Below are 25558 nucleotides of genomic sequence, written 5' to 3' on the forward strand. Positions count from 1 at the left end.
CACTCGCCCGCGCCCTGCCAAGGGCGTCAATGGTAAGCCAATCGGGGCTGAGCGCGCACGGCACGCGCCGCGGCCCCTCAATTCGGCATCGGCCGGATGATCAGTAAGGGGAACGATCCAACGCAAATCCGGACCAATGCAGATTCTTTTGCAAGGAGCCTGACCCATGGATTCGATCGACCGACTGCGCCCCGCCTACGATTCCTTTACCGCCATCGCCGTGACTTACGGCATCGACATCTTGTTGGCGCTGCTGATTCTCGCGGTGGGATGGTGGATTTCGAACACGGTCGCGAACGCCATGCGTCGCGCGCTCGCCCGCACCAATGTCGACGCCACGCTCACGCCGGTGCTGGCCAGTCTGGCGATGTGGGCGATCCGCGTCGTCGCCATCGTCGCGGCGCTCGGCAAATTCGGCATCGCCGCGGCCAGCATCCTGACCGTGCTCGGCGCCGCCGGCCTCGCCATCGGCCTCGCGCTGCAAGGCACGCTGCAGAACATCGCGGCCGGTCTGATGCTTCTGCTGCTGCGACCGTTTCGCGTGGGCGATTACATCGAAGGCGTCGGCACGACGGCGGGCACGGTCAACGAGATCGGACTCTTCACGACGCGCCTCACGAAAGCCGACGGCATCGTCATGTTCGTGCCGAACAGCCTCATCTGGGCGAACGCCATCACGAACTACAGCGCGAACGATCGCCGTCGCGTCGTCATCAATTTTCAGGCGCAGCATGGGCTGAAGGTCGAGCACGTGCTCGCGGAATTGCGCAGCCTGATGAGCGAAGATTCGCGCATCGTGCAGGACGTGCCGTCGGCGCCGTGGGTCGCGGTCACCGATTACACGGACACCGGCGTCAAGTACAACCTCGGCGCGTGGACGAACAGAAGCGATCATCAGTACGTGATGGCCGATCTGCTGCGCAAGATCCAGCCATACACGCGCGAGGAAGCGCAAGCCGCCTGAGCGCAGTGGACGCGCCCGCGCAGACCCGCTAACCTGACGCGCCCTCAAGTTACGAGAACATGATATGACCCGAGCGATTTCCGTTGCGCTGCTTGTCGGCGGCGTCGTGCTGCTGTATTTCGGCGGCCAGTCGTTTCATTCGCTCTCCAACGACGTCGCACGCTTCTTCACCGGCTCGCCCACGAACAAGACCATCTGGCTGATCGCGGGCGGGATCGTCGCGTCGCTCGCGGGGCTGATCGGCCTCGCGATTCCTTCGAAGCGCTGACCTTCAGACCAGCGCCACTTCCGGTTTCGATGCCGAGCGCGTGCCGGGCAACGCCACGTTGCTCGCGCCGCGATACGTGAACACGAGCGAGAACTTCACCTGATCGGTCAGGTTCTTGCCCGCCGAGTGCAGTGTGTTGCAGTGAAAGAAGACGACATCCCCCGGTTCCAGTTCGGGCGACACCGCCGTGCGGATCAGCGCGGCGTTCTCGGGCAGATCGGAGCGGAAGAACTTGGCTTCGTCGAAACGATCGGACGTGAAAGGCAGCTTGTGCGAGGTCGGCACGAACCACAGCGCGCCGTTATCCACCGTTTCGTCGCCGAGTGCGACCCACGCTGACACCAGATCGTCGCGCTCGAACGCCCAGTAACGCACATCGCGATGCCAGCCGGTCAGACTGCCGTACGCCGGATGCTTCGTCATCATGCAGTTGTGATGCGCGCGCGACAGATACGGCGTCTCGCCGAAGTACAGCTCCATCCATCCGCGCACGTCGGGCGACGTTGCGAATTCCGCGAAGAGCGGATGCCGCACATAGGCGTCCAGAAGACGGCGCACCGTATGGCCGCCCGGCGCGTCCTTCGAATCGGGCGCACCGGGATATTTCAGATCGGCCTCGAACTCCAGCGGCGCGGCAGCCTCGGCGAGCTGCTGACGCGCCACCTCGCGCATCGCGTCGCAACGTTCTTTCGTGACGAGCCCCTTCACGATCACGTAGCCTTTTTCGCGCAACTCGCGCACTTGTTCCTTTTTCGATTTCAATGCGTTTTGTTCTGACATTTCAGTTCTTGCCTCCAACGGCTTTCGATTTTATTCATGCCGTCGACGCTATACCTAGAATTGGGGCGAATACGACGATTGTAAATCCGGCAGCGCGCGAAGGCCCGTGCGGCAATGCATCGGCTGATTTTTATCAGCAGACGCTTCATAAAACGGCAGGGAAAACGCGGACTTACCCGGGTAATAAAGGTCTTGTACATTGGGCGCGTCATTTCGGTGCAACTAAGCAAACGCCGTTGAATCGAAGCCTTGAACGCTAATTTTGAGACGACTATCGTCGAGTTTGCTTCCACGCAACCGACCTTCCGCTGACATGAACCACCGAATCGCTATTGGCCTGACTCGCGTTGCCTCGCGAGCGGCGCGCCCTGCCCGCCGCGGCATGATCCGCGCGTTGCGCCATCACTCCGCACGCACGCAGGTGCTTGCCGAGCAATTGAAAAACGTGCATCCGGTCGACGGCATCCGGTCGTGGTTCCGTGGTTTCTTTTTCAATTTGCGCGTGCGCGCTGCTTCGCGCCGGGTGTCGTTGCGTGCGCTGCTGCGCCGTCCGGTGCAGTTGCGCGCCCCATCGCCCAAACCGAAGGCCGCCGCGCTGACGAGCCGCCGTCCGCGTCGCGTGTCGGCGAGCAGCGCCGGCTGGTACGCGTTCGCTGCGCGCTGACGCGCTCAACCGGATTTGGCGTCGTCGAGTGACGGATAGTCGGTGTAGCCTTTTTCGCCGCCGCCGTAGAACGTCGCTTCGTCGGGCGTGTTGAGCGGCGCGTTTGCGGCGAAGCGCTCGACCAGATCCGGATTGGCGATATACGCGCGACCGAAAGCCACGGCATCGGCATCGCCTCGTTCGATGCGCGCGTTCGCTTCCTCCGCCGTGTACTCGCCACAGACGATGATCGCGCCGTCGTAAGCCTTGCGCAGCGCGCGGCGATAGTCTTCCGAAAGCGGCGCGCCGCCGATCCAGTCGCCTTCCGCCAGATGCAGGTACGCGATGCCGATGCGCTTCAACTCCTGCGCCAGATACAGCGATGAAGCCTCGCCTTCATCGTCCTGCAGATCGAATCCCGTGAAGTTCGGCGAAATGCGAATGCTCACGCGATTCGCGCCCATCACGCCGGCCACCGCCTCCAGCACATCGACGACCAACCGCACGCGATTTTCGATGCCGCCGCCGTAATCATCCGTGCGCCGGTTGGTGCCCGTCGCCATGAACTGATGCAGCAGATAGCCATTGGCCGCGTGCACCTCGATCATGTCGAAGCCGGCACGTTGCGCGCGATGCGCGGCATCGACGAACTGCAGCACGATGCCCGGTAGCTCGTCGGTTTCGAGCGCGCGCGGGTCGTCGGCGTCGGTCATCGCGTATGAGCCGTCATCGTTTTTCACGAACACCTGCGTATTGCGCGCGCGGATTGCGGATGGTGCGACAGGCGGCGCGCCGCCTTCCTGAAGCGATCGATGCGACACGCGCCCCACATGCCAGAACTGCGACGCGATGCGTCCGTGCCGCGCGTGAACGGCACCCACGACGGACTTCCATCCGGCTTCCTGCGCATCCGAATAGATGCCTGGCGTCGCGAAATAACCCTGACCTTGCCGCGAAACCTGCGTCGCCTCGGTGACGATGAGTCCCGCACTCGCGCGCTGCGCGTAATAGTGCGCGTTCATTTCGGACGGCACGTCGCCCGGCTGCGACGCGCGGTTGCGCGTGAGCGGCGCCATCACGACGCGATTCGGCAGCTGAAGATTGCCGATGGAGACAGGTGAGAGAAGCGTGTCGTACGGCATGGCGGTTCCATCGGCGGCGGTGATATTGCCCGAGGATCACGCAAAAATCGCGCCGCGAAGGCGCAAAAAAAACCGGCGAGCGCGATGCTCGCCGGTTCTTGTCCCGCCCGTTCAGCGAATGGCGTTACGCCACGCTTGCGACCGGTTCCGTGCCTGCCGCTTCCGCCAGGATGAGCGCTTTGTCTGCGGCTTCCCACGTGAATTCCGGCTCTTCGCGGCCGAAGTGGCCGTATGCCGCCGTCTTTTCGTAGATCGGGCGCAGCAGATCGAGCATCTGGATGATGCCCTTCGGACGCAGATCGAAATGTTCCTGAACGAGCTTCGTGATCTCGGCATCCGACACGCGGCCCGTGCCGAACGTATTCACCATCACGGAAGTCGGACGCGCGACGCCGATCGCGTACGACACCTGAATCAGCGCGCGCGATGCGAGCCCGGCCGCGACGATGTTCTTCGCGACATACCGGCCCGCATAAGCCGCCGAGCGGTCGACCTTCGACGGGTCCTTGCCCGAGAACGCGCCGCCGCCGTGCGGAGCCGCGCCGCCGTAGGTATCGACGATGATCTTGCGGCCCGTCAGACCGCAGTCGCCTTGCGGACCGCCGATGACGAAACGGCCCGTCGGGTTCACCAGGAACTTGATGTCGCCCTTGATGAGTTCCTTCGGCAGCGTCGGCTTGATGACTTCCTCGATGACCGCTTCGCGCAACTGCGAGAGATCGATGTCCGGCGAGTGCTGCGTGGAGAGCACGACGGTGTCGATGGAATGCGCCTTGCCGTCGACGTAACGCACGGTGACTTGCGACTTCGCATCCGGACGCAGCCAGGGCAGACGGCCGTCGCGGCGCAGATCGGCCTGACGCTCGACGAGGCGGTGCGAGAGGTGGATCGGCAGCGGCATCAGTTCCGGCGTTTCGTCGCACGCGTAACCGAACATCAGACCCTGGTCGCCTGCGCCCTGATCGAGGTTGTCGTCGTGCGCCTTGTTCACGCCTTGCGCGATATCCGGCGATTGCTTGTCATACGCGACGAGCACCGCGCAGCCGCGATAGTCGATACCGAAGTCGGTGTTGTCGTAACCGATGCGCTTGATGGTGTCGCGCGCGACCTGGATGTAATCGACATTGGCGCTGGTCGTGATTTCGCCCGCGAGGACGACGAGACCGGTGTTGCAGAGCGTTTCCGCCGCGACGCGCGAATACTTGTCCTGCGACAAGATGGCGTCGAGGATGGCGTCGGAGATTTGATCGGCGACCTTGTCCGGGTGGCCTTCGGAAACGGATTCGGAAGTAAAGAGATAGTCGTTTGACACGCTTCAGACTCCATTTGAGTACGGTTGATATTCACGTAGCCGTCTTCGTTTGGAGTCTGAAGCGGCGACGCTTTAGCGGATGTCTTTCCGGGCCGGCGACTTCCAGAAGTTCAGAAGTCTCCAGCCCGCTTCGCCCCGCAAGTTGTCCATTAACTCGGCGAAGGTTCTATTATACCGGTTTCCCTTGTTTTCACAGAGCCGAACGCTTTTGTCGCTACCCGCCACGCATCAATCATCCGCACGTCGCGGTCGTCCGTCCGCTCGCTGGAGCCGCTCATGCTAGGGCGTATCGGCGTGGCGCTCGCCATCGGCTTTCTCAAGTTCCTGGCGCTCATCCCTTACGGCATCACCGCGCGTTTCGGCGACGGCCTCGGCTGGCTGCTCTATCAGATTCCGAGCCGGCGCAAGCGCATCGTCCACACGAATCTGAAGCTGTGCTTTCCGGAGTGGTCCGACGAAAAACGCGAGGACATCGCGCAGAAGCACTTCCGGCACGCGATCCGCAGTTACGTCGAGCGCAGCGTGCAATGGTTCGGCTCGGCGAAAAAGCTCGAAAAGCTGATCCAGGTGGACAGCGCCGTCGATCTCACCGATCCCGATCTTCCGCCCACGCTCTTTCTCGGCCTGCATTTCGTCGGCATCGAAGCCGGGTCGATCTTTCTGAACTATTCGCTGCATCGGCGATGCGGATCGCTCTATCAGCCGTTTTCGAATCCGCAGATCGAGGAGCTCGCGAAGACGCAGCGCGCCCGCTTCGGCGCCGACATGGCGAGCCGCGCCGACAGCGCCCGCATCGTGCTGCGCTGGCTGCGCGACCGCAAGCCCGTGATGCTCGGCGCCGACATGGACTACGGCATGCGCAACTCCACGTTCGTGCCGTTCTTCGGCGTCCCGACCTGCACGCTGACGGCTGTCGGCCGGCTCGCCAAGACGGGCAAGGCGCAGGTCGTGCCGTTCATCGGCGAGGTGCTGCCGGACTACAAGGGTTATCGGCTGAAGATCTTCAAGCCGTGGGACAACTATCCGACCGGCGACGACGAAGCCGACGCGCGCCGCATGAACGCGTTCCTGGAAGAGCAGATTCCGCACATGCCCGAGCAGTATTACTGGGTGCACAAGCGCTTCAAGACGCGCCCGCCGGGCGAGCCGAGCTTTTACTGAAGCGGGCGCGGCGCGAAACGCCGCACTTGCGGGTCACATACAATAGCGCCATGAAACTGAAATTCACCAAGATGCAAGGCGCGGGTAACGACTTCGTCGTGCTCGACGGCTACACGCAGGCACTCGATCTGACCGCGCAGCAAGTGCGCGCGCTCGCGAACCGCCATTTCGGCGTGGGCGCGGATCAGTTGCTGCTCGTCGAAAAGCCGACGATCGACGGCGTCGATTTCAAATACCGCATCTTCAATTGCGATGGCGGCGAGGTCGAGCACTGCGGCAATGGCGCGCGCTGCTTCGTGAAGTTCGTGCGCGATCGCCGTCTGACCGACGCGTCCACCGTACGCGTGCAGGTGCAAAACGGCATCATCACGCTGACGATGCAGGAAAACGGCGAAGTCGTCGTCGACATGAGCACGCCGGTGTTCGATCCGCCGCACGTGCCGTTCGACGCGCAAGGGCTCGAAGGCCGGAAAGAAGGCAACGATACTCTCTGGCCACTCGACGTGAACGGTGAGACGCGCCTGATCTCCGTCGTATCGATGGGCAATCCGCACGCGGTGCAGATCGTCGACGATGTCGAGGCGTATCCGGTGCTGACCGAAGGCCCGCTCATCGAGCGTCACGCGCGCTTTCCGAGGCGCGTCAACGCGGGCTTCATGCAGATCGTCGATCGCCATTCGGTGAAACTGCGCGTCTACGAGCGCGGCGCGGGCGAAACGCTCGCGTGCGGCACGGGCGCGTGCGCGGCCGTGGCCGCCGGCATCCGCCGCGGCGTGCTCGACACGCCGGTGCGCGTCGAAACGCATGGCGGCACGCTCACGATAAGCTGGAACGGCGCGCGCGACGAATCCGCCGCGCTCTTCATGGCGGGCCCCGCAGCGACCGTTTTCGAGGGTGAAATCGAGCTCGATCGCATCGTCTAACGCACACACGTCACCATGAATCCACGCGAAGTCGCCGACTACCTGCTCGACAACCCCGATTTCTTCGCCGAGCACGCGGAACTGCTCGGCACCATCCGGCTTTCGAATCCGCACGGCAAATCCGCCGTGTCGCTTCAGGAACGCCAGATGGAAATGCTGCGCGACAAGAACAAGCAACTCGAACGGCGTCTCGCCGAGCTGCTGCGCTACGGCCACGAGAACGACAGCATCTCGACCAAGTTCAACCGCTGGACCGTGCGCGTGATTTCGCAGCGCGATCCGTACGCGTTGCCCGCGACGATCAGCAAAGGTCTGTGCGAAGTCTTCGACGTGCCGCACGCCGCGCTGCGCGTGTGGGATATTGACGAAGCGTATCGGCAGGCGGATTTCGCGCGTCAGGTCGGCGAAGAAGTGCGCATTTTCACGAGCAGTCTCGCTGCACCGTACTGCGGCGCGAACACGGGTTTCGCGGCGGCGCAGTGGCTCGGCGCGGCGAACTCGGCATCGGCGACGGTCCCGCCGAGCGACGGCCCGCCCGACACCGACCGCAAGATCGAATCCGTGTCGCTGATCGCGTTGCGCGATCCGCAAGCCGGACCGGATGCGCCGAGCTTCGGCCTGCTCGTCATGGGCTCGCCCGATCCGCGACGCTTCCACGAAGGAATGGCGACGGACTTCCTCACGCACATCGGGGCCTTGGCGAGCGCCGCGCTGTCTCGCTTGCTGCCGTACTGAACATGAACGCCGACGCCGCCGCTGACGCTCCGAAGGAAGTCCCGCTGGACGGCGCGATCGCCGACTATCTCGCGATGCTGGAGCATCAGCGGCATCTGTCCGAGCACACGCTGCGCGGCTACACGCACGAGTTGAGCGAGCTTCGCGCGCTCGCCAAAGGCCGTCCGCTGGAATCGCTGACCACCGCCGATATTCGCGGCGCGGTCGTGCGGGCGCACTCGGGCGGGCTGTCGTCTCGTTCGATCGCGCATCGGCTGTCGGCGTGGCGCGCGTTTTATCGATGGCTCGCCGAGCGCGTCGAGATGCCCGCGAATCCCGTCGCGACCGTGCGCGCCCCGAAACGCGACAAGACACTGCCGAAAGCACTTTCCGTCGATGACGCCATGAGGCTCATGGACGCGCCGCAAGCCGGCACGACCGAAGCGCTGCGCGATCACGCCATTCTCGAACTCTTCTACTCGTCGGGCTTGCGGCTCGCTGAACTCGTCGGGCTGGACGTGCGTCACGTCGATACCAAGGAACATACGTCCGAGGGCTGGATCGATCTCGAAAGCGCGGAAGTCACGGTTCTCGGCAAGGGAAAGCGCATGCGCAAAGTGCCCGTCGGCAGCAAGGCGATCGATGCATTGCGCGCTTGGATCGCCGTGCGCGGCGAGTTCGTCAAGCTCGATCCGCACGCGCTCTTTGTCTCGGTGCGCGGCAATCGCATGTCGCCCGGCGTGGTGCGCGAGCGCGTGAAGCGGCTCGCGTTGCAGGCCGGTATTCCGTCGAACGTGCATCCTCACGTGCTGCGACATTCTTTCGCCACGCATGTCCTGCAATCGAGCGGCGATCTGCGCGCGGTGCAGGAACTGCTCGGCCACGCGAGCATCACCGCCACGCAGATTTATACGTCGCTCGATTTTCAGCATCTCGCCCGCGTCTACGATGCGGCGCACCCGCGCGCAAAGAAGCGCGATTGATCCCGACAGCGCTCCGCGCGCTGCACTTGTCACTGCAATGAACACCATCACGCTCAAACCGGCGAAGGACAGATCGCTCGTCCGCCGCCATCCGTGGATCTACGCGAACGCCATCGCGCGCATCGACGGCAATCCCGCGCCCGGCGCCACCGTCACCGTGCGCGCCGCCGACGGGCGCTTTCTCGCGCGCGCGTCGTACAGCCCGCACTCGCAGATTCGCGCGCGCGTCTGGACGTTCGACGAAAGCGAGCCTGTCGATCACGCGTTCTTCAAGCGCCGCGTGCAACGCGCCGTCGGGCATCGCCAGACGATGGTGAAGGACACCGGCGCCACGCGCCTCATCTTCGGCGAAGCGGACGGCTTGCCGGGATTGATCGTCGATTACTACGTCGCGGACGTCGGTTCGCACGCGCAACTCGTCTGCCAGTTCATGGCGACGGGCGTCGAGTCGTGGAAGGAAGCGATCGTGCAGGCGCTGATCGCGGCAACCGGCTGCCCGAATGTCTACGAGCGCTCGGACGTGGCGATCCGCCAGAAGGAAGGCCTCGAACAGACGACCGGCGTGCTCGCCGGCGACGCGCCGCCCGAGACGCTCATCACGAACGAATGCGGCGTGCGCTATCACGTCGACGTGCGTAACGGGCACAAGACGGGCTTCTATGTCGATCAGCGCGACAACCGCGTGCTCGTCGCGCAGAACGCGCAAGGCCGCGAAGTGCTGAACTGCTTTTGCTATACCGGCGGCTTTTCGCTTGCCGCGCTGAAAGGCGGAGCGACGCGCGTGGTTTCCGTCGACTCGTCCGGCGAAGCGCTCGCGCTCGCACGCGCAAACGTCACGGCGAACGGCTTCGACGCGGAAAAAGCCGAATGGCTCGACGCCGACGCGTTCAAGACGCTGCGCCGTCTTTACGACGAAGGCCAGCGTTTCGACCTGATCGTGCTCGATCCGCCGAAGTTCGCGCCGTCGAAGGAAACCGTCGATCGCGCCGCGCGCGCGTACAAGGACATCAACCTGAGCGGCTTCAAGTTGCTGCGTCCGGGCGGGCTGCTCTTCACGTATTCATGCTCCGGCGCGATCGATGCGGATCTGTTCCAGAAGATCGTCGCGGGCGCGGCCGCCGACGCGCGCGTCGATGCGCGGATCCTGAAACGGCTGGGCGCGGGCGTCGATCATCCGCTGCTGACGGCGTTTCCGGAAGGCGAATACCTGAAAGGGCTGCTGTTGCAAATCGCCTGATCGGCCTAATCTGCGCGCGATGCACCGCCGCGCGGCGCACGGAAGCGTCGGCTTGACAAATATGTTTCAATAGCCGATTCAGTGCGATCTACGTATTACAGACAAGGACACAGGCGACACCATGATCCCCGTAACCATCCTGACCGGCTTTCTGGGCAGCGGCAAAACCACGCTGCTCAAACGCATCCTGAACGAGCAGCACGGCATGAAGATCGCCGTGATCGAGAACGAATTCGGCGAAGAGAATATCGACAACGAAATTCTCGTGCAGGAAACGAACGAGCAGATCATCCAGATGAGCAACGGCTGCATCTGCTGCACGATTCGCGGCGATCTGGCGCGCGCGCTCGAAGATCTCGCCAACCGCAAGAAGGCGGGCACGCTCGATTTCGACCGCGTCGTGATCGAGACCACCGGCCTCGCGAATCCGGGTCCGGTCGCGCAGACGTTCTTCATGGACAACACCGTCGCCGACGAATTCCTGCTCGACGCGATCATCACGCTCGTCGATGCGAAGCACGCGAATTCGCAGCTCGATCAGCACGAAGTGGTGCAGCGTCAGGTCGGTTTCGCCGATCGCCTGTTCGTCACGAAGTCCGATCTCGTGTCGGCGGACGAGCTCGAAGCGCTGAAGCATCGCCTGCTGCACATGAACCCGCGCGCGGCGATCAAGGTCGTGAATTTCGGCGACGCCGAGATCAAGGAAATCTTCGATCTGCGCGGCTTCAATCTGAATTCGAAGCTCGAAATCGATCCGGACTTCCTCGCGGAAGACGATCACGATCACGATCACGCGCACGACCACGCGCATGACGACGATCACGATCATTCGACCTGCGGCCACGATCACAGCCACGATCACGAACACGGGCATCATCATCACCATCACGCGCACCACGACGACAAGATCAAGTCGTTCGTGTACCGCAGCGACAAGCCGTTCGATCCGAACCGTCTCGAAGACTTCCTCGGCGGCATTCTGCAGATTTATGGCGAGCGCCTGCTGCGCTACAAGGGCGTGCTGTACATGAAGGGCGTCGATCGCAAGGTCGTGTTCCAGGGCGTGCATCAGATGATGGGCAGCGACCTCGCCGGCAAGTGGATGCCGATCGAGAAGAAGAACAGCAAGATGGTGTTCATCGGCATCGAGCTGCCGCAGGATCTGATCACCGACGGCCTCGACGCCTGTCTCGTGAAGTAATCCGGCACGTATCTCGCTTGGATCGAGCAATTCACGCGGGGCGAAAAACGGGCATCGAAATAAAACGCCGCACGCGAATGCCTCGCGTGCGGCGTTTTTCACGATTGACTTTCGATGCGCGTATGTAGTCGCGGCCACGAACCGACATCGCTTTTTGCACGTCCAGGCGTTATATTTTTGAAATTCCGTCGCGAATTGACAGGGTTTTCCTCGTTATCGTCGGAATTTGCGGTTCAGTTACAATACAGCCCCACTGGAGAAGGGCAGTTTCGCCGGATGTGCGTCTATCAAACGCTCGCTCGGCGGAAGTCAGGAGAAGGGATGTCCCGTCGGGACGATGCCTCGATTTGCCGGGGGAAGGCAAATCAAGACAAAGCACCGGGGCCGGAAATCCCGGGCCATGCGAATGCGCCCGGACATCCGGAGCATCATCCAAGATCGGTTTCCAGAGGAGTTCGGCCCCGCATCGGCGCATCGCGCAGCCCAAGCGCACTGATGCGCTGCATGCGGGCAACGCAAGTGCGGGCGTTGCGAAGACATCGCCTTACATTGAAGAAGCAAGCAGATGACAACGAAACTCTTGACCGAAGCCGAAATCCTGAAGATGAGCGAGAAGGACTACATGAACGAGGATCAACTCGCCTTCTTCAAAAACCGGCTCGAGCAGTTACAAGCGGACATTCTGAAGAATGCCGGCCAGACGACCGAAAATCTGCGGGAAACGGTGATCGTGCCGGACCCGGCGGATCGCGCGACCATCGAGGAAGAACATGCACTGGAACTGCGCACGCGTGATCGCGAACGCAAGCTTCTGAAGAAGGTGCAGCAGTCGCTCGCGCGCATCGATTCGGGCGATTACGGCTGGTGCGAAGAGACCGGCGAACCGATCGGCATTCCGCGCCTGCTCGCGCGTCCGACGGCCACGCTCTCGCTCGAAGCTCAGGAACGCCGCGAACTGCGCCAGAAGCTTTTCGGCGACTGAAATCGCCGTTGGCAGGCGAGCGTCGCGGGATCGGCCCGCCACGGGGAAGACGCCGCCGCAAAAAGCTGCACACAAGCATTCGCATCAGGAAAAGGGCACCCATCGAACGGGTGCCCTTTTTTGCTTTCCGACAGGTAAAAACGGCGAGCGCCGGCACCGTATGTCTTGATAAATCTCGCGCCGCCCTAAAATGCTTTCGACGCGCCCCGCAAAAGCATCATCGCGACGGGCGCGCGCGCGGCGCCGTCCGCCCGAGGCCTCGAGCCCGGACGGAACCCCGCGCCGTGCACTCCATCGAATTCTCGACTGCGCGGCGGCCGGTCGCTCGACGACGAAACCGCCCCGCGTCCTTCTGGTTTTCACAAGGAACGCACATGGAACAATTTCACGGCACGACCATCGTCTCCGTGCGCCGCGACGGCAAGGTCGCGCTGGGCGGCGATGGTCAGGTGACGCTCGGCAACATCGTCATGAAAGGGGGCGCGAAGAAAGTGCGCCGCATCTATGGCGGCAAGGTGCTGGTCGGCTTCGCCGGCGGCACCGCCGACGCGTTCTCGCTGCTCGATCGATTCGAAGCGAAGCTCGAGAAACATCAGGGCAATCTGACGCGCGCCGCCGTCGAACTGGCGAAGGACTGGCGCACCGACCGCATGCTGCGCCGGCTCGAAGCGATGCTGATCACGGCCGACAAGGACACGACGCTCGTCATCACCGGCAACGGCGACGTGCTCGACCCGGAACACGGCATCGCCGCGATCGGCTCGGGCGGCGCGTACGCGCAAGCCGCGGCGCAGGCGCTGGTCGAGAATACGGATCTCGCGCCGCGCGAAGTCGTCGAAAAGGCGCTCACCATCGCCGGCGACATGTGCATCTACACCAACCACAACCGCGTCATCGAGACGATCGAATAAAGGACCCAAGCGATGACCACCATGACTCCCTCCGAAATCGTCTCCGAACTCGACAAGCACATCATCGGCCAAGGACGCGCGAAGAAGGCGGTTGCCGTCGCGTTGCGCAACCGCTGGCGCCGCCAGCAGGTCGCCGAGCCGCTGCGCCAGGAAATCACGCCGAAGAACATCCTGATGATCGGACCGACGGGCGTCGGCAAGACCGAGATCGCGCGCCGTCTCGCCAAGCTCGCGGATGCGCCGTTCATCAAGATCGAAGCGACCAAGTTCACCGAAGTGGGCTACGTCGGGCGCGATGTGGACAGCATCGTGCGCGATCTGATCGAGATTTCCGTCAAGCAGACGCGTGAATCCGAGATGAAGAAGGTGCGCACCAAGGCGGAAGATCGCGCCGAAGACCGCATTCTCGACATCCTGTTGCCGAGCGCGCGTCCGGTCGGCTTCGGCGCGGCCGAGTCGTCGAGCAGCGAAGGCGACAACGCCACGCGTCAGACTTTCCGCAAGCGCCTGCGCGAAGGCGCGCTCGATGACAAGGAAATCGAGCTCGATGTGGAAATGCCGCAAGTCGGCATGGACATCATGGGGCCGCCGGGCATGGAAGACATGACCGAGCAGATCCGCTCGATGTTCGCGAACATCGGCGGCGGCAAGAAGACGCGGCGCAAGGTGAAGGTGAAGGAAGCGCTCAAGCTCCTCACGGATGAAGAAGCCGGCAAGATGCTCAACGACGAAGAGGTCAAGAGCAAGGCGGTGCAGAACGTCGAGCAGAACGGCATCGTGTTCCTCGACGAAATCGACAAGATCGCGTCGCGCAGCGAGGCGGGCGGCGCCGAGGTGTCGCGCGCGGGCGTGCAGCGCGACCTGCTGCCGCTCGTCGAAGGCACGACCATCAACACGAAGTACGGGATGATCAAGACGGATCACATCCTGTTCATCGCGAGCGGTGCGTTCCATCTGGCCAAGCCGAGCGATCTGATTCCCGAACTGCAGGGGCGTTTCCCGATTCGCGTCGAGCTGGATTCGCTCTCCGTCGGGGACTTCGAATCGATCCTGAATTCGACCGACGCGAGCCTCGTCAAGCAGTACAAGGCGCTGCTCGCAACGGAAGACGTCGAACTCGATTTCACCGACGAAGGCATCCGGCGTCTCGCGGAAATCGCGTACTCGGTGAACGAAAAGACCGAGAACATCGGCGCGCGGCGGCTTTATACCGTCATCGAAAAGCTGCTGGAGGAAGTGTCGTTCGCGGCGGGCAATCATGCGGGCCAGCCGGTGCGGATCGACGCGGCTTACGTGGACCGCGCGCTCGGCGATGTGGCGCAGGACGAGGACTTGTCCCGCTACGTGCTGTAACGGCGGCGGCGTTGTCCAGGAAAGAGCCGGGCTGAAGCGCCCGGTTTTTTTCGTCTGATGCAAATGCAACGGACGAAAAAAAGCCCGCCTAGTTGGCGGGCTGAATCCATATCAGGAGGAGACATGGAGGAGACAGTTCCAATAATACACAGGCACTTGCTGCGACGCAATAGAAATTTCGGTAAAAACCCCTATAGCTTCCATTTGTGGTATCTGCGCGTCATTTTCCGGATTCCGCCCGCCGATGACAGAGCAAGAAACGGCGCGTAACCTCATCTGCACGGCTCTACAGTGGTCCCGTACCCAAGAGCCACGAGGTCGTCATGAAAACCGTATCAGATTCTTTTTTTTCGTCCGACGAATGCCGCTGGCAGGCGGTCGTCGAGCGGGACGAGCGCGCCGACGGCGCCTTCTTCTTCGCCGTGCGCACGACCGGCGTGTTTTGCCGGCCGTCGTGCGCGTCGCGCGCGCCGCGTCGCGAAAACGTCGAATTCTTCCCGACTACAGACGCCGCCGAAGCAGCCGGATACCGCGCGTGCAAGCGCTGCCAGCCGACGAGCCTGCCGCGCGAACTGGCGATTGTCGAGCGCGCATGCAAGGTTCTCGACGCCGATCCGCAGCAGCGCGTGACGCTCGCGCAACTGAGCGACGCCGTGCACGTGAGCCCGTTCCATCTGCAGCGCCTGTTTTCGCGGATCGTCGGCATTTCGCCGCGGCAGTATCAGGCGGCGCAACGCGCGGGCGTGCTGCGCGACGCGTTGCAGCGCGGCCGCGACGTCACGCGCGCGACGCACGACGCCGGCTTCGGATCGCCATCGCGCATGTATGAAGCGGTGCCCACCGAATTGGGCATGACGCCGTCGGCGTTCAAGCGCAAGGGCGCGGGACTGACCGTGCGTTACGCGACCGCCACGACGCCGCTCGGCACGGTGCTCGTCGCCGCCACCGACAAGGGCGTCTGCAAGATCGCATTCGGCGACGATGCGAACACGCTCGCCGAACAACTCGCCGCCGACTTTGCGCAGGCCGAGCGCGTCGAGGATGCCGCGAAGATGGAGCCGTTCATCGCGCAGATTCGCGCTTATCTGCAAGGCACGCGCGAGCGTTTCGACTTGCCGCTTGACATCGGCGCGACCGCGTTTCAGCGGCGCGTGTGGGACGCGCTGCGCTCCATCCCGTACGGGCAGACGCGCAGTTACAGCGATATCGCCGAATCGCTCGGTTCGCCGCGCGCCGTGCGGGCGGTGGCGAATGCGTGCGGGTCGAATCCGGTGGCGCTCGCGATTCCGTGCCATCGCGTGATCGGCAAGGACGGGGCGATCTCGGGGTATCGCTGGGGCAAGCCGCGCAAGGAAGCGTTGCTCGAAACCGAGCGCACTCGCAACGAAACCAACTAGGTCGCATGAAGCACGGGCGCTCGCCGTCGACATGACGCGCGAGCGCTTCGATTTCTCTCGCGAACCGGCTCCGGAACGCACCCCGCGAAACGCCCGAAAACCCCGCAATCCCTTGCCTGGTCTGGGTTCAAGCACGCCTGACACCGAGATGTTAAAGTGCCCGCTACCCTAAAAATACGACCGGGCGCACGCCGCTCGCGCTCGCGCTCCTCGCAGATTGCTTCAATGACAAACAAGAATTCCGCTCACTCCAAGGCCGGTGCTTATGAGCGCAGGCTTGCCGCGCTCGCGTCCGGCCCGCATGCCGATGCGTTGCGCCAAGGCTTGCGCGGCATCGAGAAGGAAAGCCTGCGCGTGACGCCGCAAGGCAAGCTCGCGATGACGCCGCATCCGCGTGCGTTCGGCTCGGCGCTGACGCATCCGCTCATCACGACCGACTACTCCGAAGCACTCGTCGAGCTCATCACGCCCGCAGAATCCGACATCTCGATCACGCTCGATCGCCTCGACGCGCTGCATCGCTTCGCCTACGCGCACATGGGCGACGAGCTGCTGTGGAACGACTCGATGCCCAATTCACTGCCGCCCGAGGACGAGATTCCGTTCGGCTATTACGGCACGTCGAATATCGGCAGGTTGAAAACCGTCTACCGGCGCGGGCTCGCGCTGCGCTATGGCCGCACGATGCAATGCATCGCGGGCATTCACTACAACTATTCGCTCAACGAAAATGTGTGGCGCGCGTGGCAGGCGCTCGACAAGTCGAGCACGCTGTCCGCGAAAGATTTCCAGTCCGAACGCTATTTCGCGCTGATCCGCAACTTCCGCCGCACGAACTGGCTGTTGATGTATCTGTTCGGCGCATCGCCAGCGCTGAACAAGCGCTTCGTCGAAGGCAAGACGCATCATCTCGAACAATTCGATGCCGACACGTTCCATCTGCCGCACGCGACCAGCCTGCGCATGAGCGATCTCGGCTATGCGAACAATCCCGCGCAGGCGGATCTCCTGCCGAGCTACGACAACCTCGACGCCTATCTCGACGTGCTCGCCAAAGCCGTGAGTCAGCCGTATGCGCCGTACGAAGCCATCGGCACGCGGCGCGACGGCGAATGGGTGCAGATCAACGCGAACGTCCTGCAGATCGAAAACGAGTTCTACTCGACGATCCGCCCGAAGCGCGTCGCGCATTCGGGCGAACGTCCGCTGCACGCGTTGGCGCAGCGCGGCGTGCAATACATCGAAGTGCGTTGCCTCGACATCGATCCGTTCGTGCCGACCGGCATCTCGCTCGAAACCGCGCGCTTTCTCGACGCCTATCTCCTCTACTGCGCACTGGAGGACAGCCCATTGCTGCCGTTCGACGCGAACATCGAGGCGAACGGCAATTTCAGCACGGTGGCGAAGGAAGGACGCAAGCCCGGCCTCACGCTGCAACGCGACGGCGCGAACGTGCCGATGCAGCAATGGGCCGAAGAGCTGTTCGATGCGATCGAACCCGTCGCGAGGACGCTCGACGCGCTCAACGGCAATGACGAGCACACGCGCGCGCTCGTGGCACTGCGGCCGCGTATCGCCGATGCATCGCTCACGCCGTCCGCCCGCGTGCTGCAGACGATGCGCGACAAGCAGCAGACCTTCGACGAGTTCGCGCTCGAACTCAGCGCGCGTCACGCGGAAGGTTTTCGCGCGCGCCCGCTTTCCGTCGATGAAGAACGAGCGATGGAAGAATTGGCGGCGAAATCGCTGGTGGAACAGACCGTGGTGGAAAGCAGCGACACCGAATCCTTCGATGCATTCATCGCGGCATATCAGGTCTACACGTTGAATCCCGCGAGCGCGTAATCGCTCTTCGCTGCATCTGGCAGGTTTTTCCGGGCGGTCGCCTTTGGCCGCCGGCAATGTTTACCGGCTTATGCAACAGAGGGAAACGCGTCACAACGTCATCCGGTTTGGCGGGGCAAAATATGGCCGACTTTTCGACGATCGAGGGAGCAATGAAAAAGAAGTTCTTCGGCGCGCTCGCGCTGGGGGCGACGTCGCTCGCGCTCCTGGGCGGCTGCGCGGTGCAGGATCAGGTCAGCAGCACCGTCATGGAACAGGCTACCCAACCGCTCACTTGCATGAGCAAGGCCGAATGCGACGCGTGGTGGGCGCGCGCGCAAGTCTGGGTCACGAATCATTCGGAGTACAAGCTGCAGACCGTGACGGATTCGATCATTCAGACCGCCGGACCGTCGAGCGGCAAGCGCGCGCTCGCCTATCAGATCACCAAGACGCCGACCAACGAAGGCACCGCGACCATCGGTTTCGCCGCGCATTGCGACAATCCGCTCGGCTGCCAGCCGAATCCGTGGGAAGCGGGCGCGGACTTCAAGCAGTTCATCCGAAACGGTCCGGGGCTGCGGAAATCGGCGACGCCGCAGGCAGGCGCAATGCCGCCCGCCGCGCCCGGCGGAGTACAGGTCATCCCGCTGGACGAGCCGGGCCAGTCGGCGACGCCGCTCACGCCTCAGTAAGTGAGTAATCTAGTGTCCCATCGAGGCTGACGCGCCCTTCTTCGGCCGCGTCAGCCAGACCATCGCGGCCAGCACCAGAAACGCATAGAACGAGATGCGGAAAAAGTCGTTGGTCGACATCATGTACGCCTGCGCCGACACGACGCGATCCAGTTGCGCCGTCAGCGCCTGTCCCGACAAACCGAGTCCCGAAAGCAGATCCGAGTATGCCGTCGTGCCCGCCGAATACGGCGTGACCGACTCGGTGAGCCGCGCGTGATGGCGGATCATGTCGTTTTCCCAGAAGGTCGTGCTGACTGCCGTGCCGATCGCGCCCGACAAGGTCCGCAGAAAGTTCGACAAGCCTGCCGCTCCCGCTAGCCGCTCGTCGGAGACGCTGGACAGCGTGATCGTCGTCATCGGCACGAAAAAGCACGCGACGCCGATGCCTTGAATCAGTCGCGGATAGATGATCTGATGGAACGGCGTGTCGAGCGTGAAGGTCGAGTTCCAGTGCGACACGAACGCGAACGTGAGAAACGCGAAACTCGCCACCACGCGCAGATTCATTCGATGCATGTTCTGCCCGATCATCGGCGACAGCACCAGCGCGAGAATGCCGACCGGCGCGGTGGCGAGGCCCGCGAGCCACGGCGTGTAGCCGAGCACCGTCTGCAGCCACAGCGGCAACACCACGACCGAGCCGAAGAACGCAAGAAAGCCGAGCGACGTGATGAGCACGCCCATCGCGAAATTGCGGTCGCGGAACAGCGAAAGGTCGATGACCGGCTCCTTCTCGGTCAGCTCCCACGCGAACATGAACGCGAGCGACACCGCCGACACGATCGCCAGCGTCACGATGAAGCTGGAATTGAACCAGTCGCGGTCCTTGCCGAGGTCGAGCATCATCTGAAGACTCGCGACGCCGATCACGAGCAGCGCGAGCCCGACGCCGTCGATGCGCTGCTGCGTCGTCTTGGTCTCGTGGCCGCGCAGCAGGAAGTACGCGATCGCCGCCGAAAACACGCCGATCGGCACGTTGATATAGAAAATCCACGGCCAGGTGTAGTTATCGGTGATGTAACCGCCCATCACCGGGCCGAAGATCGGCGCGACGATCACGGTCATCGCCCAGAGACCGAGCGCGAGGCCGCGCTTTTCCGGCGGATAGCTGCGCATGAGGATGGTTTGCGACAGCGGGACCATCGGACCGGAGACGAGGCCTTGCAGCAGCCGGAATGCGATCAGCGATTCGAAGTTGTGCGCGAGGCCGCAAAGCGCGGACGCGATCGAAAACAGCAGCACGGAAATGGTGAACAGCTTCACCTCGCCGACGCGCCGCGCGAGCCAGCCGGTCAGCGGCACCGCGATTGCGGACGCGACGGAGTAAGACGAGATCACCCACGTGCCTTCGCTCGTCGCCACGCCGAGGTTCCCGGAGATGGTCGGCACCGCGACGTTCGCGATCGACGTGTCGAGCACTTCCATGAAGGTGCCGAGCGCGAGGCCCATCGTCAACAGGGCGAGGATGCCGCCTTTGAGCTGCATGGGCGCGGGCGGCGCGGCGGGCGTGCTGGTCGCGGATGTGGACATCGTTGGTTCTCCGGCGCGTGGACGGCGCTCAAAGCGCGCATCGCATGCAAACTATTTCTTGTCGCGGCATTCTCTGCCCAGACAGTGAAATCTGCGGAAGAAAACATCGCTTTCGTCGGATTATTCAGGGTAATGCTTCATCGAACGAGCATGGCGCGCAATCTCCCGCCGGCGTATTGCCGATGATGCGCGCGAGCATCGCGATCAAAAGATCCAGCTCCGCGCGGCTGAAACCACGCAACTGCTCGTTGAGCACCGCCGCGCCGATGACAGGCAAACGCCCCGCCGCGTCGCGTCCGCGCTCCGTCAGACTAAGCTCGACGATTCGCCGGTCCGCCTCGCTTCGCGCACGGCTCACGAAGCCCTTCTTTTCGAGCCTGTCGAGCATACGCGTCATCGAGCCGCTGTCGTAGGACATTTCCCGCGACAACTCGAGCGGCGTGCGCGCCCGCCCGGACGCCAGCAGCAGCATCACGCCGATTTGCTGCGACGTGAGGTCGAGCGGCTTCAGCGCCTGGTCGGTGCGCATGACGAGCACGTTGCGCGCCCTGGCGAGGTAATAGCCGAGGCTCGTTTCGAGTTGAATCGTTGCTGGATCGTAAAGCGGTTCGCTATTCATGCGACATCGGTCAAACGGCTGATGCGAAAGTGCGACACCACGTCGCGTCTCGATAAGGCAACAATACCGAAAAAGCAATCAGCAGTATCTTGAAAAGTAGTTGCACAGTCAATATTATTCTATGCAACGAGTTACGCGCGAGATGCGCCGCCCGAGACCATGTTCTGACCGCCTGCCGTCGTTCGCGACGCCCGAAGGACCTTCCAATGACCCGCTTTGTTCGCACCGCTCGCCGACGCTTCGGCCCCATCAGCAGCCTGATCGCCAACGCTTCCCGTCACTTCGTCCCGCCGAAGCTGAGTTCGTGGAAACTTGCGTTGTATCTGATCGTGTTCCTGCTGCCGGGCGGTTCGTTCGTCGTGCTGTGCATGGGATGGTTCGAAAATCGGAACCGGCGCAAGACGGCAGCCTCCGCACCGAAGAAGTCGCCCTCCCGACCCTTGCTCGCCGCACCCTGCCACGGCGGCGGTGGCGCCGGCGGCGCGTGACGACCCCGTAACGCGTCGTAACCGATTCCTGCTGCGGCGTAACACCCGCCTTACGGCGAACCCGTTACGCTAACGTCTGCCTGACGAGCGCGCGAAACAAGCGCCCGTCGCGTTCCGTTACCATTTCGGCTTGCCGCGTCTGTCGCTTCGGACTGCGCGGCGCCGACAGGAATCCCGACAAGCAGATGCCGCATCGACCCGCCTTTCCCGCTTTCACCGTCACGCGCCCGCTGACCGCCACGGCGCTCGCCGCCGCGCTTGCGATGTTCATCGCCGGTTGCGCGGTCGGCCCCGATTATCAGCGCCCCACGACAACGGTCCCGGCCAGCTACAAGGAAGCGCCCGAAGGCTGGAAAGTGGCGCAGCCCGCCGACCAGACCGATCGCGGCACCTGGTGGACCGTCTACAACGACGAGCGCCTCAACGAGCTCGAAACGCGCCTGAATCAATCGAATCAGAGCATCGCGCAGTTCGCGGCCGCGTACCGGCAAGCGCGTGCGCTCGTCAGCGAAGCACGCGCGGCGTATTTCCCGACGATCGGCGCGGCGGCATCGGCTGCGCGCTCCGGAACCGGCGCGGGCAACCGGTCGACCAACAGTTCCAGCTTCGGCCAGCAAGGCTCGGTGAACAACCAGTTCAGCCTTTCGCTCGACGCGTCCTGGGAACCGGACCTGTGGGGCAGCGTGTCACGCACCGTCACCGCGCAGAAAGCGGGTCAACAGGGCGCCGCCGCCGATCTCGCCAACGCGCGGCTGTCCGCGCAGGCCACGCTCGCACAGAGCTATTTCCAGTTGCGCTCGCTCGACGCGCAACAGAAGCTGCTCGACGAAACCGTCGCTGCGTACGAGCAATCGCTCAAGCTCACGCAGAATCAGTACGCGCAGGGCATCGTCGCGCGCTCCGATGTGATTCAGGCGCAGACGCAATTGCAATCCGCGCAGGCATCCGCCATCGATAACGGCGTCGCGCGCGCACAGTTCGAGCATGCGATCGCGGTGCTCGTCGGTGAGCCGGCGTCGACCTTCTCCGTTCCGCCGATTCCGCTCGACGCAACGCCGCCCACGGTGCCCGTGCAGATGCCGTCCGCGATTCTCGAACGGCGGCCGGATATCGCGTCGGCGGAGCGCAAGGCGGCCGCGGCGAACGAGCAGATCGGCATCGAAATGGCCGCCTATTTCCCGACGCTCACGCTCTCCGCGCAAGGCGGCTTCGAAAGCTCGGTGCTGTCGCAATTGCTGCGCGCGCCGTCGCGTTTCTGGACGCTCGGGCCGGACATCGCCGCGACCATTTTCGACGGCGGCCTGCGTTCCGCGCGCACCGAAGCCGCGCGCGCCGCCTACGATCAGAACGTCGCGACGTATCGGCAGACGGTGCTGACCGCGTTTCAGGACGTCGAGGACAATCTCGCGTCGCTGCGCATTCTGGAAAAGGAAATCGTCGTGCAGCAGCAGGCCGTCGAATCGGCGCAGCAGGCGCTTGCGATCATCAACAATCAGTACAAGGCGGGAACGGTCGCATTCATCAGCGTGCTGACCGCGCAGACCACCGCGTTCACCGCCCAGCAGAAGCTCGCGAATATCGCGGGGCAGCGGATGGTCTCGTCGGTGGGACTGGTGAAGGCGCTCGGCGGCGGCTGGGATGTCGCGCAGATGGATCGCGAGACGGGCGGTGTCGAAGCGCCCGCCGCGGCTGCGTCCGCTGCGAGCGCGACGCAAACCGCCAATCGCTGATTGCTAGCGCATGAAGGTCAGCGCGACCGTATCCGGATCGGTATGGCGGCCGAGCAGGTTCAACAAACCGGCGAGGTTTTCGCGCTGATCCGGCGCGGCCGTCGCGGTGCCTTGAAACGACGTCGATTCCTGCGAGATCGCGCCGTTGCCGGTCAGCATGAGCGGCCCTTTGCTCGTCGAAAGATCGATCGTCGCGGATGCGCCCTGCGCCTGCAGCGCGACGCGATACGACCCGAGCGGCTTCACACGCGAGACGCGCGAAGCCATGTCGTCGAGCGTGACGACCACTTGTCCGTAAGTGTTGCGATTCAGCAGGCGAAACTCCGTCCACGAAAGCCGCACGCTGCCATCGAAGTCCAGCGTGTTGAACGGCGCGCCCAGCCCCGCGAGCAGCGTCGCGGGCACGGCAATCTGGCCTGCCGTGACTGTCGCGCCGCGCGTGGTGGCATCGACGGTCACGGCATCGGGCATCGCGTCGGTCTGACGCATCGTCATGTGCACGCGGCCGGTAAAGAGCGGAAGGAACGCCGTCGTCCATTCGATGCGCCCCGGCAGCAGCGTCGCGCCCGCGCCGTCGGTGCCCGCGGCGAGCATCAGCGTGGCCGAGCCGCTCCACAGCGATCCCGCCGGATCGACCAGATTCACGTGGCCGCCCGTCGCTTTCGAGAACTGCGGCACGATCCACGCAGCGGGCATCATCGTGAGCAGCGTGCCGGCGACCGATATCACGATCACGAAAAGCGCCGGCAATGCGAGCCGGAAACGTCGCGTCCAGTAACTCATTTCGCGCCGGCCGGTTGCAGCGACGCGGTCAGATCCACCTGGCCATCCGGCTTGAGCGCCGTGACATGCGCCTCCGACACCTGCACCTTGAACTGCTTGCGCGCGTCGTCGAGCCACATCGTCCAGTTCGGGAACGACGCGTTCTTCAACTGGATCTGGACCGCCGCGCCGATCACCTGGACCTGCGTCGGCTGCATGCCGTTGTCGGCGAGCGACTTCGCGAGCGCGTCGCGCAACGCGCCGCCCGTCGGCATCACGCCTTCGGCGGCAGGCGCGAGCGAGCGCGCGTCGTTGGCCTGCGCGGTCATCGTCGCGAGCTGGCGCTGCATCGCGGGCAGGCTTTCGCGCAAGCGCGCGCGGCCTTCGTAGGCAGGCGCCCACAGCACGAGATACACGAGCACGAGCCCGAGCGCGAGGCCGCCCCACATCAGCAGCGTCTTCTCGCGCGGCGTGCGCACTTCCCAGAATTCCGACAGTGAACGTGCGATTTCCGCTTTCATTGGCCGCTCCTGATCGTCCATTTGCCGGTGTTGCTATCGATCGAACCGTTCAGGCCGTTCGCGGCGAGGCGCTTCGTCAGGTCGGGATCGACCTTCGTTTCCGGCTTGAAGGTCACTTCCAGACGACGGTCGCGATAGTCGAGCCCCGCGACGCCGTTCACCGGCACGGGGCCGAGCGAGCGCGCGAGCCCGTCAGCGAGCGACAGAAAGTCCGACGGCGACAGTTCGCCCGACGCCACCCGCAGCCGATCGAGATTGCGCGACATCTGATCGGGCGCATCGAGCACGACGGTCGTCTTCGGAAACGCGTTGAGCAGCAGTTCGGTCTCCTGCGCGCTGATCGCGTCGCGCTGACGCGAGAGTTGCAACCACTGCACGTTGACGCCGATGATCGACACGACGATCGACGCCGCCACGAGCGCGATCGGCACGCGCAGACGACGCATCGTCGCGCGGTCGAGGCGCCACGGCTGCGCGGCGAATTCGAACTGGCACAGGTCGAAGCGGCTCGCGACGGCGTTGCGCGCTAGCGCCTCGAACGTGAGCGGCAGCGCGCCGGCGACCGCGGCGGCGGCATTGCGCGAACCCGAGAGACGCGGCTCGTCGCCGGGAAGATCGGAGAGCGAATAGAGCGTCGCGGGATGATCGCCCGCGAGCGCCGCGAGCGTCGCGGGAATCGAATCGGCGGGCAGCGCGAGGCCTTCGCCAAGCGCCGCACGCTCGCCGCGCGCAATCGCGATTTCGATGCGCGGCGCGCCGAACGTGGCGGGCGACGGCGCGGCCAGCTCGCCGATCAGCGCGGGCGCGGTCGATACGACCTGACCGAGCAGACCCGCGATGAACGGCGTCGGCGGCGCTTCCGTTTCCTCGGCTTCCTGGCCTTCCTCGACGGGCGCCGCGGCAGGAGCCGGCAGGCAACGCATCGCGGGCACGGCCTTCACATTGCGATGCCCCGCGCCCGAAAACGCGCCCAGCACGAAGCGGAACCAGCCGCGATCGATCACGGCGACCACGCGCTTGCCATCGGCGAGTGCGACCGGATCGACCGCGATGTGGCACGTCTGCGGATCCTGAATCAGCTGATCCTCGACGACGTTCGGCAGAGCCTGCCGCAAGCGCGGGCCCTTGAGCGGCGGCAAGGAAGCTGCGAGCAGGAGCGTGTCGCGCGCGGCGACGATCAGCACCGTCGCGCTCGCACGCGGCAGAAGCCCGAGCGCCGAGCGGCCGATACGTTGCGGCTCGCCGCGCTTGTCGAGCAGCAGAAACGGCATGTCCGGCAGATGCCACTCTTCCGAGCGCACCGCGGGATCACGCGGTGGTAATAAAACGATCAGTGTGCTCAATGGCCACTTCCTCTCATCAATGACTGCGGCACG

The 25558-nt window shown here is 63.8% G+C and carries 25 protein-coding genes; 17 read left to right on the top strand and 8 right to left on the bottom strand.

The window, feature by feature from the left end; translation table 11 throughout:
• Positions 1 to 166 precede the first annotated feature (166 nt).
• Together PQR08_RS13685 and PQR08_RS13690 are read left to right on the top strand one after the other, a co-directional pair.
• Positions 167 to 964: a mechanosensitive ion channel family protein gene (locus PQR08_RS13685; protein WP_408161468.1), complete on the top strand. Its 798-nt coding sequence runs from the start codon at positions 167 to 169 to the stop codon at positions 962 to 964.
• 64 nt (positions 965 to 1028) lie between these two features.
• Complete coding sequence (locus tag PQR08_RS13690) at positions 1029 to 1232, top strand: DUF3185 family protein (protein WP_035499468.1); 204 nt, start codon at positions 1029 to 1031, stop codon at positions 1230 to 1232.
• Between the two features lie 3 nt (positions 1233 to 1235).
• Here the strand turns inward: PQR08_RS13690 and PQR08_RS13695 are convergent, their stop codons facing one another.
• Positions 1236 to 2012, bottom strand: a complete 777-nt coding sequence (locus tag PQR08_RS13695; protein WP_408161470.1) for a phytanoyl-CoA dioxygenase family protein — start codon at positions 2010 to 2012, stop codon at positions 1236 to 1238.
• 313 nt (positions 2013 to 2325) lie between these two features.
• On the opposite strand from PQR08_RS13695, the gene PQR08_RS13700 reads away from it, so the two are divergent.
• Complete coding sequence (locus tag PQR08_RS13700) at positions 2326 to 2676, top strand: hypothetical protein (protein WP_187608136.1); 351 nt, start codon at positions 2326 to 2328, stop codon at positions 2674 to 2676.
• Between the two features lie 5 nt (positions 2677 to 2681).
• On the opposite strand, the gene PQR08_RS13705 is transcribed toward PQR08_RS13700, so the two are convergent.
• Positions 2682 to 3797: an alkene reductase gene (locus tag PQR08_RS13705; RefSeq protein WP_408161472.1), complete on the bottom strand. Its 1116-nt coding sequence runs from the start codon at positions 3795 to 3797 to the stop codon at positions 2682 to 2684.
• Positions 3798 to 3921: 124 nt separating this feature from the next.
• Positions 3922 to 5109 carry a methionine adenosyltransferase gene (gene metK / locus PQR08_RS13710; protein ID WP_106853978.1) on the bottom strand — a complete coding sequence of 396 codons (1188 nt, stop codon included), beginning with the start codon at positions 5107 to 5109 and terminating at the stop codon, positions 3922 to 3924.
• A gap of 276 nt (positions 5110 to 5385) precedes the next feature.
• Here metK and PQR08_RS13715 point away from each other — a divergent pair, with 276 nt between their 5' ends.
• From PQR08_RS13715 to PQR08_RS13770, 12 genes are all read left to right on the top strand, one after another.
• Positions 5386 to 6270 carry a lipid A biosynthesis lauroyl acyltransferase gene (locus PQR08_RS13715; RefSeq protein ID WP_187608134.1) on the top strand — a complete coding sequence of 295 codons (885 nt, stop codon included), beginning with the start codon at positions 5386 to 5388 and terminating at the stop codon, positions 6268 to 6270.
• 50 nt (positions 6271 to 6320) lie between these two features.
• Positions 6321 to 7193: a diaminopimelate epimerase gene (dapF, locus tag PQR08_RS13720; RefSeq protein ID WP_408161474.1), complete on the top strand. Its 873-nt coding sequence runs from the start codon at positions 6321 to 6323 to the stop codon at positions 7191 to 7193.
• A gap of 15 nt (positions 7194 to 7208) precedes the next feature.
• Entirely contained in the window at positions 7209 to 7928 is a 720-nt protein-coding gene (locus PQR08_RS13725; protein WP_408161476.1) for a DUF484 family protein, read from the top strand.
• 2 nt (positions 7929 to 7930) lie between these two features.
• A complete protein-coding gene (gene xerC, locus PQR08_RS13730) occupies positions 7931 to 8890 on the top strand; it encodes a tyrosine recombinase XerC (RefSeq protein WP_250482820.1) in 960 nt (319 codons plus the stop codon).
• A gap of 37 nt (positions 8891 to 8927) precedes the next feature.
• On the top strand, positions 8928 to 10127 hold the full coding sequence (locus PQR08_RS13735) for a class I SAM-dependent rRNA methyltransferase (protein ID WP_408161478.1): 1200 nt from the start codon (positions 8928 to 8930) through the stop codon (positions 10125 to 10127).
• Between the two features lie 121 nt (positions 10128 to 10248).
• Entirely contained in the window at positions 10249 to 11328 is a 1080-nt protein-coding gene (locus tag PQR08_RS13740; protein WP_408161480.1) for a CobW family GTP-binding protein, read from the top strand.
• A gap of 565 nt (positions 11329 to 11893) precedes the next feature.
• Positions 11894 to 12310 (top strand): RNA polymerase-binding protein DksA, encoded by a 417-nt coding sequence (gene dksA / locus PQR08_RS13745; protein ID WP_035499449.1) that lies wholly within the window; start codon positions 11894 to 11896, stop codon positions 12308 to 12310.
• Between the two features lie 374 nt (positions 12311 to 12684).
• A complete protein-coding gene (hslV, locus tag PQR08_RS13750; RefSeq protein WP_187608129.1) occupies positions 12685 to 13221 on the top strand; it encodes an ATP-dependent protease subunit HslV in 537 nt (178 codons plus the stop codon).
• Between the two features lie 12 nt (positions 13222 to 13233).
• Positions 13234 to 14574: an ATP-dependent protease ATPase subunit HslU gene (gene hslU / locus PQR08_RS13755; protein WP_187608128.1), complete on the top strand. Its 1341-nt coding sequence runs from the start codon at positions 13234 to 13236 to the stop codon at positions 14572 to 14574.
• Between the two features lie 323 nt (positions 14575 to 14897).
• Positions 14898 to 15971 (top strand): bifunctional DNA-binding transcriptional regulator/O6-methylguanine-DNA methyltransferase Ada, encoded by a 1074-nt coding sequence (ada, locus tag PQR08_RS13760; RefSeq protein ID WP_408161483.1) that lies wholly within the window; start codon positions 14898 to 14900, stop codon positions 15969 to 15971.
• Between the two features lie 225 nt (positions 15972 to 16196).
• The gene (gshA, locus tag PQR08_RS13765; RefSeq protein WP_408161485.1) at positions 16197 to 17816 is read left to right on the top strand and encodes a glutamate--cysteine ligase; all 1620 of its coding nucleotides are present in this window, start codon (positions 16197 to 16199) and stop codon (positions 17814 to 17816) included.
• Between the two features lie 152 nt (positions 17817 to 17968).
• Positions 17969 to 18490: a hypothetical protein gene (locus tag PQR08_RS13770; RefSeq protein ID WP_187608125.1), complete on the top strand. Its 522-nt coding sequence runs from the start codon at positions 17969 to 17971 to the stop codon at positions 18488 to 18490.
• A 9-nt stretch (positions 18491 to 18499) separates the two neighbouring features.
• Here the strand turns inward: PQR08_RS13770 and PQR08_RS13775 are convergent, their stop codons facing one another.
• Positions 18500 to 20062 carry a DHA2 family efflux MFS transporter permease subunit gene (locus PQR08_RS13775; protein ID WP_408161487.1) on the bottom strand — a complete coding sequence of 521 codons (1563 nt, stop codon included), beginning with the start codon at positions 20060 to 20062 and terminating at the stop codon, positions 18500 to 18502.
• A 124-nt stretch (positions 20063 to 20186) separates the two neighbouring features.
• The gene (locus PQR08_RS13780) at positions 20187 to 20681 is read right to left on the bottom strand and encodes a MarR family winged helix-turn-helix transcriptional regulator (protein WP_250482812.1); all 495 of its coding nucleotides are present in this window, start codon (positions 20679 to 20681) and stop codon (positions 20187 to 20189) included.
• Positions 20682 to 20887: 206 nt separating this feature from the next.
• Between PQR08_RS13780 and PQR08_RS13785 the strand changes: the two genes are divergently transcribed.
• Positions 20888 to 21169 carry a hypothetical protein gene (locus PQR08_RS13785; RefSeq protein ID WP_408161490.1) on the top strand — a complete coding sequence of 94 codons (282 nt, stop codon included), beginning with the start codon at positions 20888 to 20890 and terminating at the stop codon, positions 21167 to 21169.
• 185 nt (positions 21170 to 21354) lie between these two features.
• Complete coding sequence (locus tag PQR08_RS13790; RefSeq protein WP_408161492.1) at positions 21355 to 22899, top strand: efflux transporter outer membrane subunit; 1545 nt, start codon at positions 21355 to 21357, stop codon at positions 22897 to 22899.
• Positions 22900 to 22902: 3 nt separating this feature from the next.
• Here the strand turns inward: PQR08_RS13790 and PQR08_RS13795 are convergent, their stop codons facing one another.
• The 3 genes from PQR08_RS13795 to gspL are packed head-to-tail and all read right to left on the bottom strand — an operon-like array spanning position 22903 to position 25525.
• Positions 22903 to 23682 (bottom strand): type II secretion system protein N, encoded by a 780-nt coding sequence (locus tag PQR08_RS13795; RefSeq protein WP_187608120.1) that lies wholly within the window; start codon positions 23680 to 23682, stop codon positions 22903 to 22905.
• Positions 23679 to 24182, bottom strand: coding sequence for a type II secretion system protein M (locus tag PQR08_RS13800; RefSeq protein WP_187608119.1), 504 nt, complete (start codon positions 24180 to 24182; stop codon positions 23679 to 23681). Before PQR08_RS13800 ends, PQR08_RS13795 begins: the two co-directional genes overlap by 4 nt.
• Positions 24179 to 25525 carry a type II secretion system protein GspL gene (gene gspL, locus PQR08_RS13805; protein WP_238285964.1) on the bottom strand — a complete coding sequence of 449 codons (1347 nt, stop codon included), beginning with the start codon at positions 25523 to 25525 and terminating at the stop codon, positions 24179 to 24181. Before gspL ends, PQR08_RS13800 begins: the two co-directional genes overlap by 4 nt.
• Positions 25526 to 25558 lie beyond the last annotated feature (33 nt).

Source organism: Caballeronia jiangsuensis (assembly GCF_046030135.1).
Taxonomy (GTDB): Bacteria; Pseudomonadota; Gammaproteobacteria; order Burkholderiales; family Burkholderiaceae; genus Caballeronia; species Caballeronia jiangsuensis.

Coding starts and splice junctions, on each gene's coding strand:
- PQR08_RS13685 (WP_408161468.1), top strand. CDS start 167: ATGGATTCGATCGACCGACTGCGCCCCGCCTACGATTCCTTTACCGCC.
- PQR08_RS13690 (WP_035499468.1), top strand. CDS start 1,029: ATGACCCGAGCGATTTCCGTTGCGCTGCTTGTCGGCGGCGTCGTGCTG.
- PQR08_RS13695 (WP_408161470.1), bottom strand. CDS start 2,012: ATGTCAGAACAAAACGCATTGAAATCGAAAAAGGAACAAGTGCGCGAG.
- PQR08_RS13700 (WP_187608136.1), top strand. CDS start 2,326: ATGAACCACCGAATCGCTATTGGCCTGACTCGCGTTGCCTCGCGAGCG.
- PQR08_RS13705 (WP_408161472.1), bottom strand. CDS start 3,797: ATGCCGTACGACACGCTTCTCTCACCTGTCTCCATCGGCAATCTTCAG.
- PQR08_RS13715 (WP_187608134.1), top strand. CDS start 5,386: ATGCTAGGGCGTATCGGCGTGGCGCTCGCCATCGGCTTTCTCAAGTTC.
- dapF (WP_408161474.1), top strand. CDS start 6,321: ATGAAACTGAAATTCACCAAGATGCAAGGCGCGGGTAACGACTTCGTC.
- PQR08_RS13725 (WP_408161476.1), top strand. CDS start 7,209: ATGAATCCACGCGAAGTCGCCGACTACCTGCTCGACAACCCCGATTTC.
- xerC (WP_250482820.1), top strand. CDS start 7,931: ATGAACGCCGACGCCGCCGCTGACGCTCCGAAGGAAGTCCCGCTGGAC.
- PQR08_RS13735 (WP_408161478.1), top strand. CDS start 8,928: ATGAACACCATCACGCTCAAACCGGCGAAGGACAGATCGCTCGTCCGC.
- PQR08_RS13740 (WP_408161480.1), top strand. CDS start 10,249: ATGATCCCCGTAACCATCCTGACCGGCTTTCTGGGCAGCGGCAAAACC.
- dksA (WP_035499449.1), top strand. CDS start 11,894: ATGACAACGAAACTCTTGACCGAAGCCGAAATCCTGAAGATGAGCGAG.
- hslV (WP_187608129.1), top strand. CDS start 12,685: ATGGAACAATTTCACGGCACGACCATCGTCTCCGTGCGCCGCGACGGC.
- hslU (WP_187608128.1), top strand. CDS start 13,234: ATGACCACCATGACTCCCTCCGAAATCGTCTCCGAACTCGACAAGCAC.
- ada (WP_408161483.1), top strand. CDS start 14,898: ATGAAAACCGTATCAGATTCTTTTTTTTCGTCCGACGAATGCCGCTGG.
- gshA (WP_408161485.1), top strand. CDS start 16,197: ATGACAAACAAGAATTCCGCTCACTCCAAGGCCGGTGCTTATGAGCGC.
- PQR08_RS13770 (WP_187608125.1), top strand. CDS start 17,969: ATGAAAAAGAAGTTCTTCGGCGCGCTCGCGCTGGGGGCGACGTCGCTC.
- PQR08_RS13775 (WP_408161487.1), bottom strand. CDS start 20,062: ATGTCCACATCCGCGACCAGCACGCCCGCCGCGCCGCCCGCGCCCATG.
- PQR08_RS13780 (WP_250482812.1), bottom strand. CDS start 20,681: ATGAATAGCGAACCGCTTTACGATCCAGCAACGATTCAACTCGAAACG.
- PQR08_RS13785 (WP_408161490.1), top strand. CDS start 20,888: ATGACCCGCTTTGTTCGCACCGCTCGCCGACGCTTCGGCCCCATCAGC.
- PQR08_RS13790 (WP_408161492.1), top strand. CDS start 21,355: ATGCCGCATCGACCCGCCTTTCCCGCTTTCACCGTCACGCGCCCGCTG.
- PQR08_RS13795 (WP_187608120.1), bottom strand. CDS start 23,682: ATGAGTTACTGGACGCGACGTTTCCGGCTCGCATTGCCGGCGCTTTTC.
- PQR08_RS13800 (WP_187608119.1), bottom strand. CDS start 24,182: ATGAAAGCGGAAATCGCACGTTCACTGTCGGAATTCTGGGAAGTGCGC.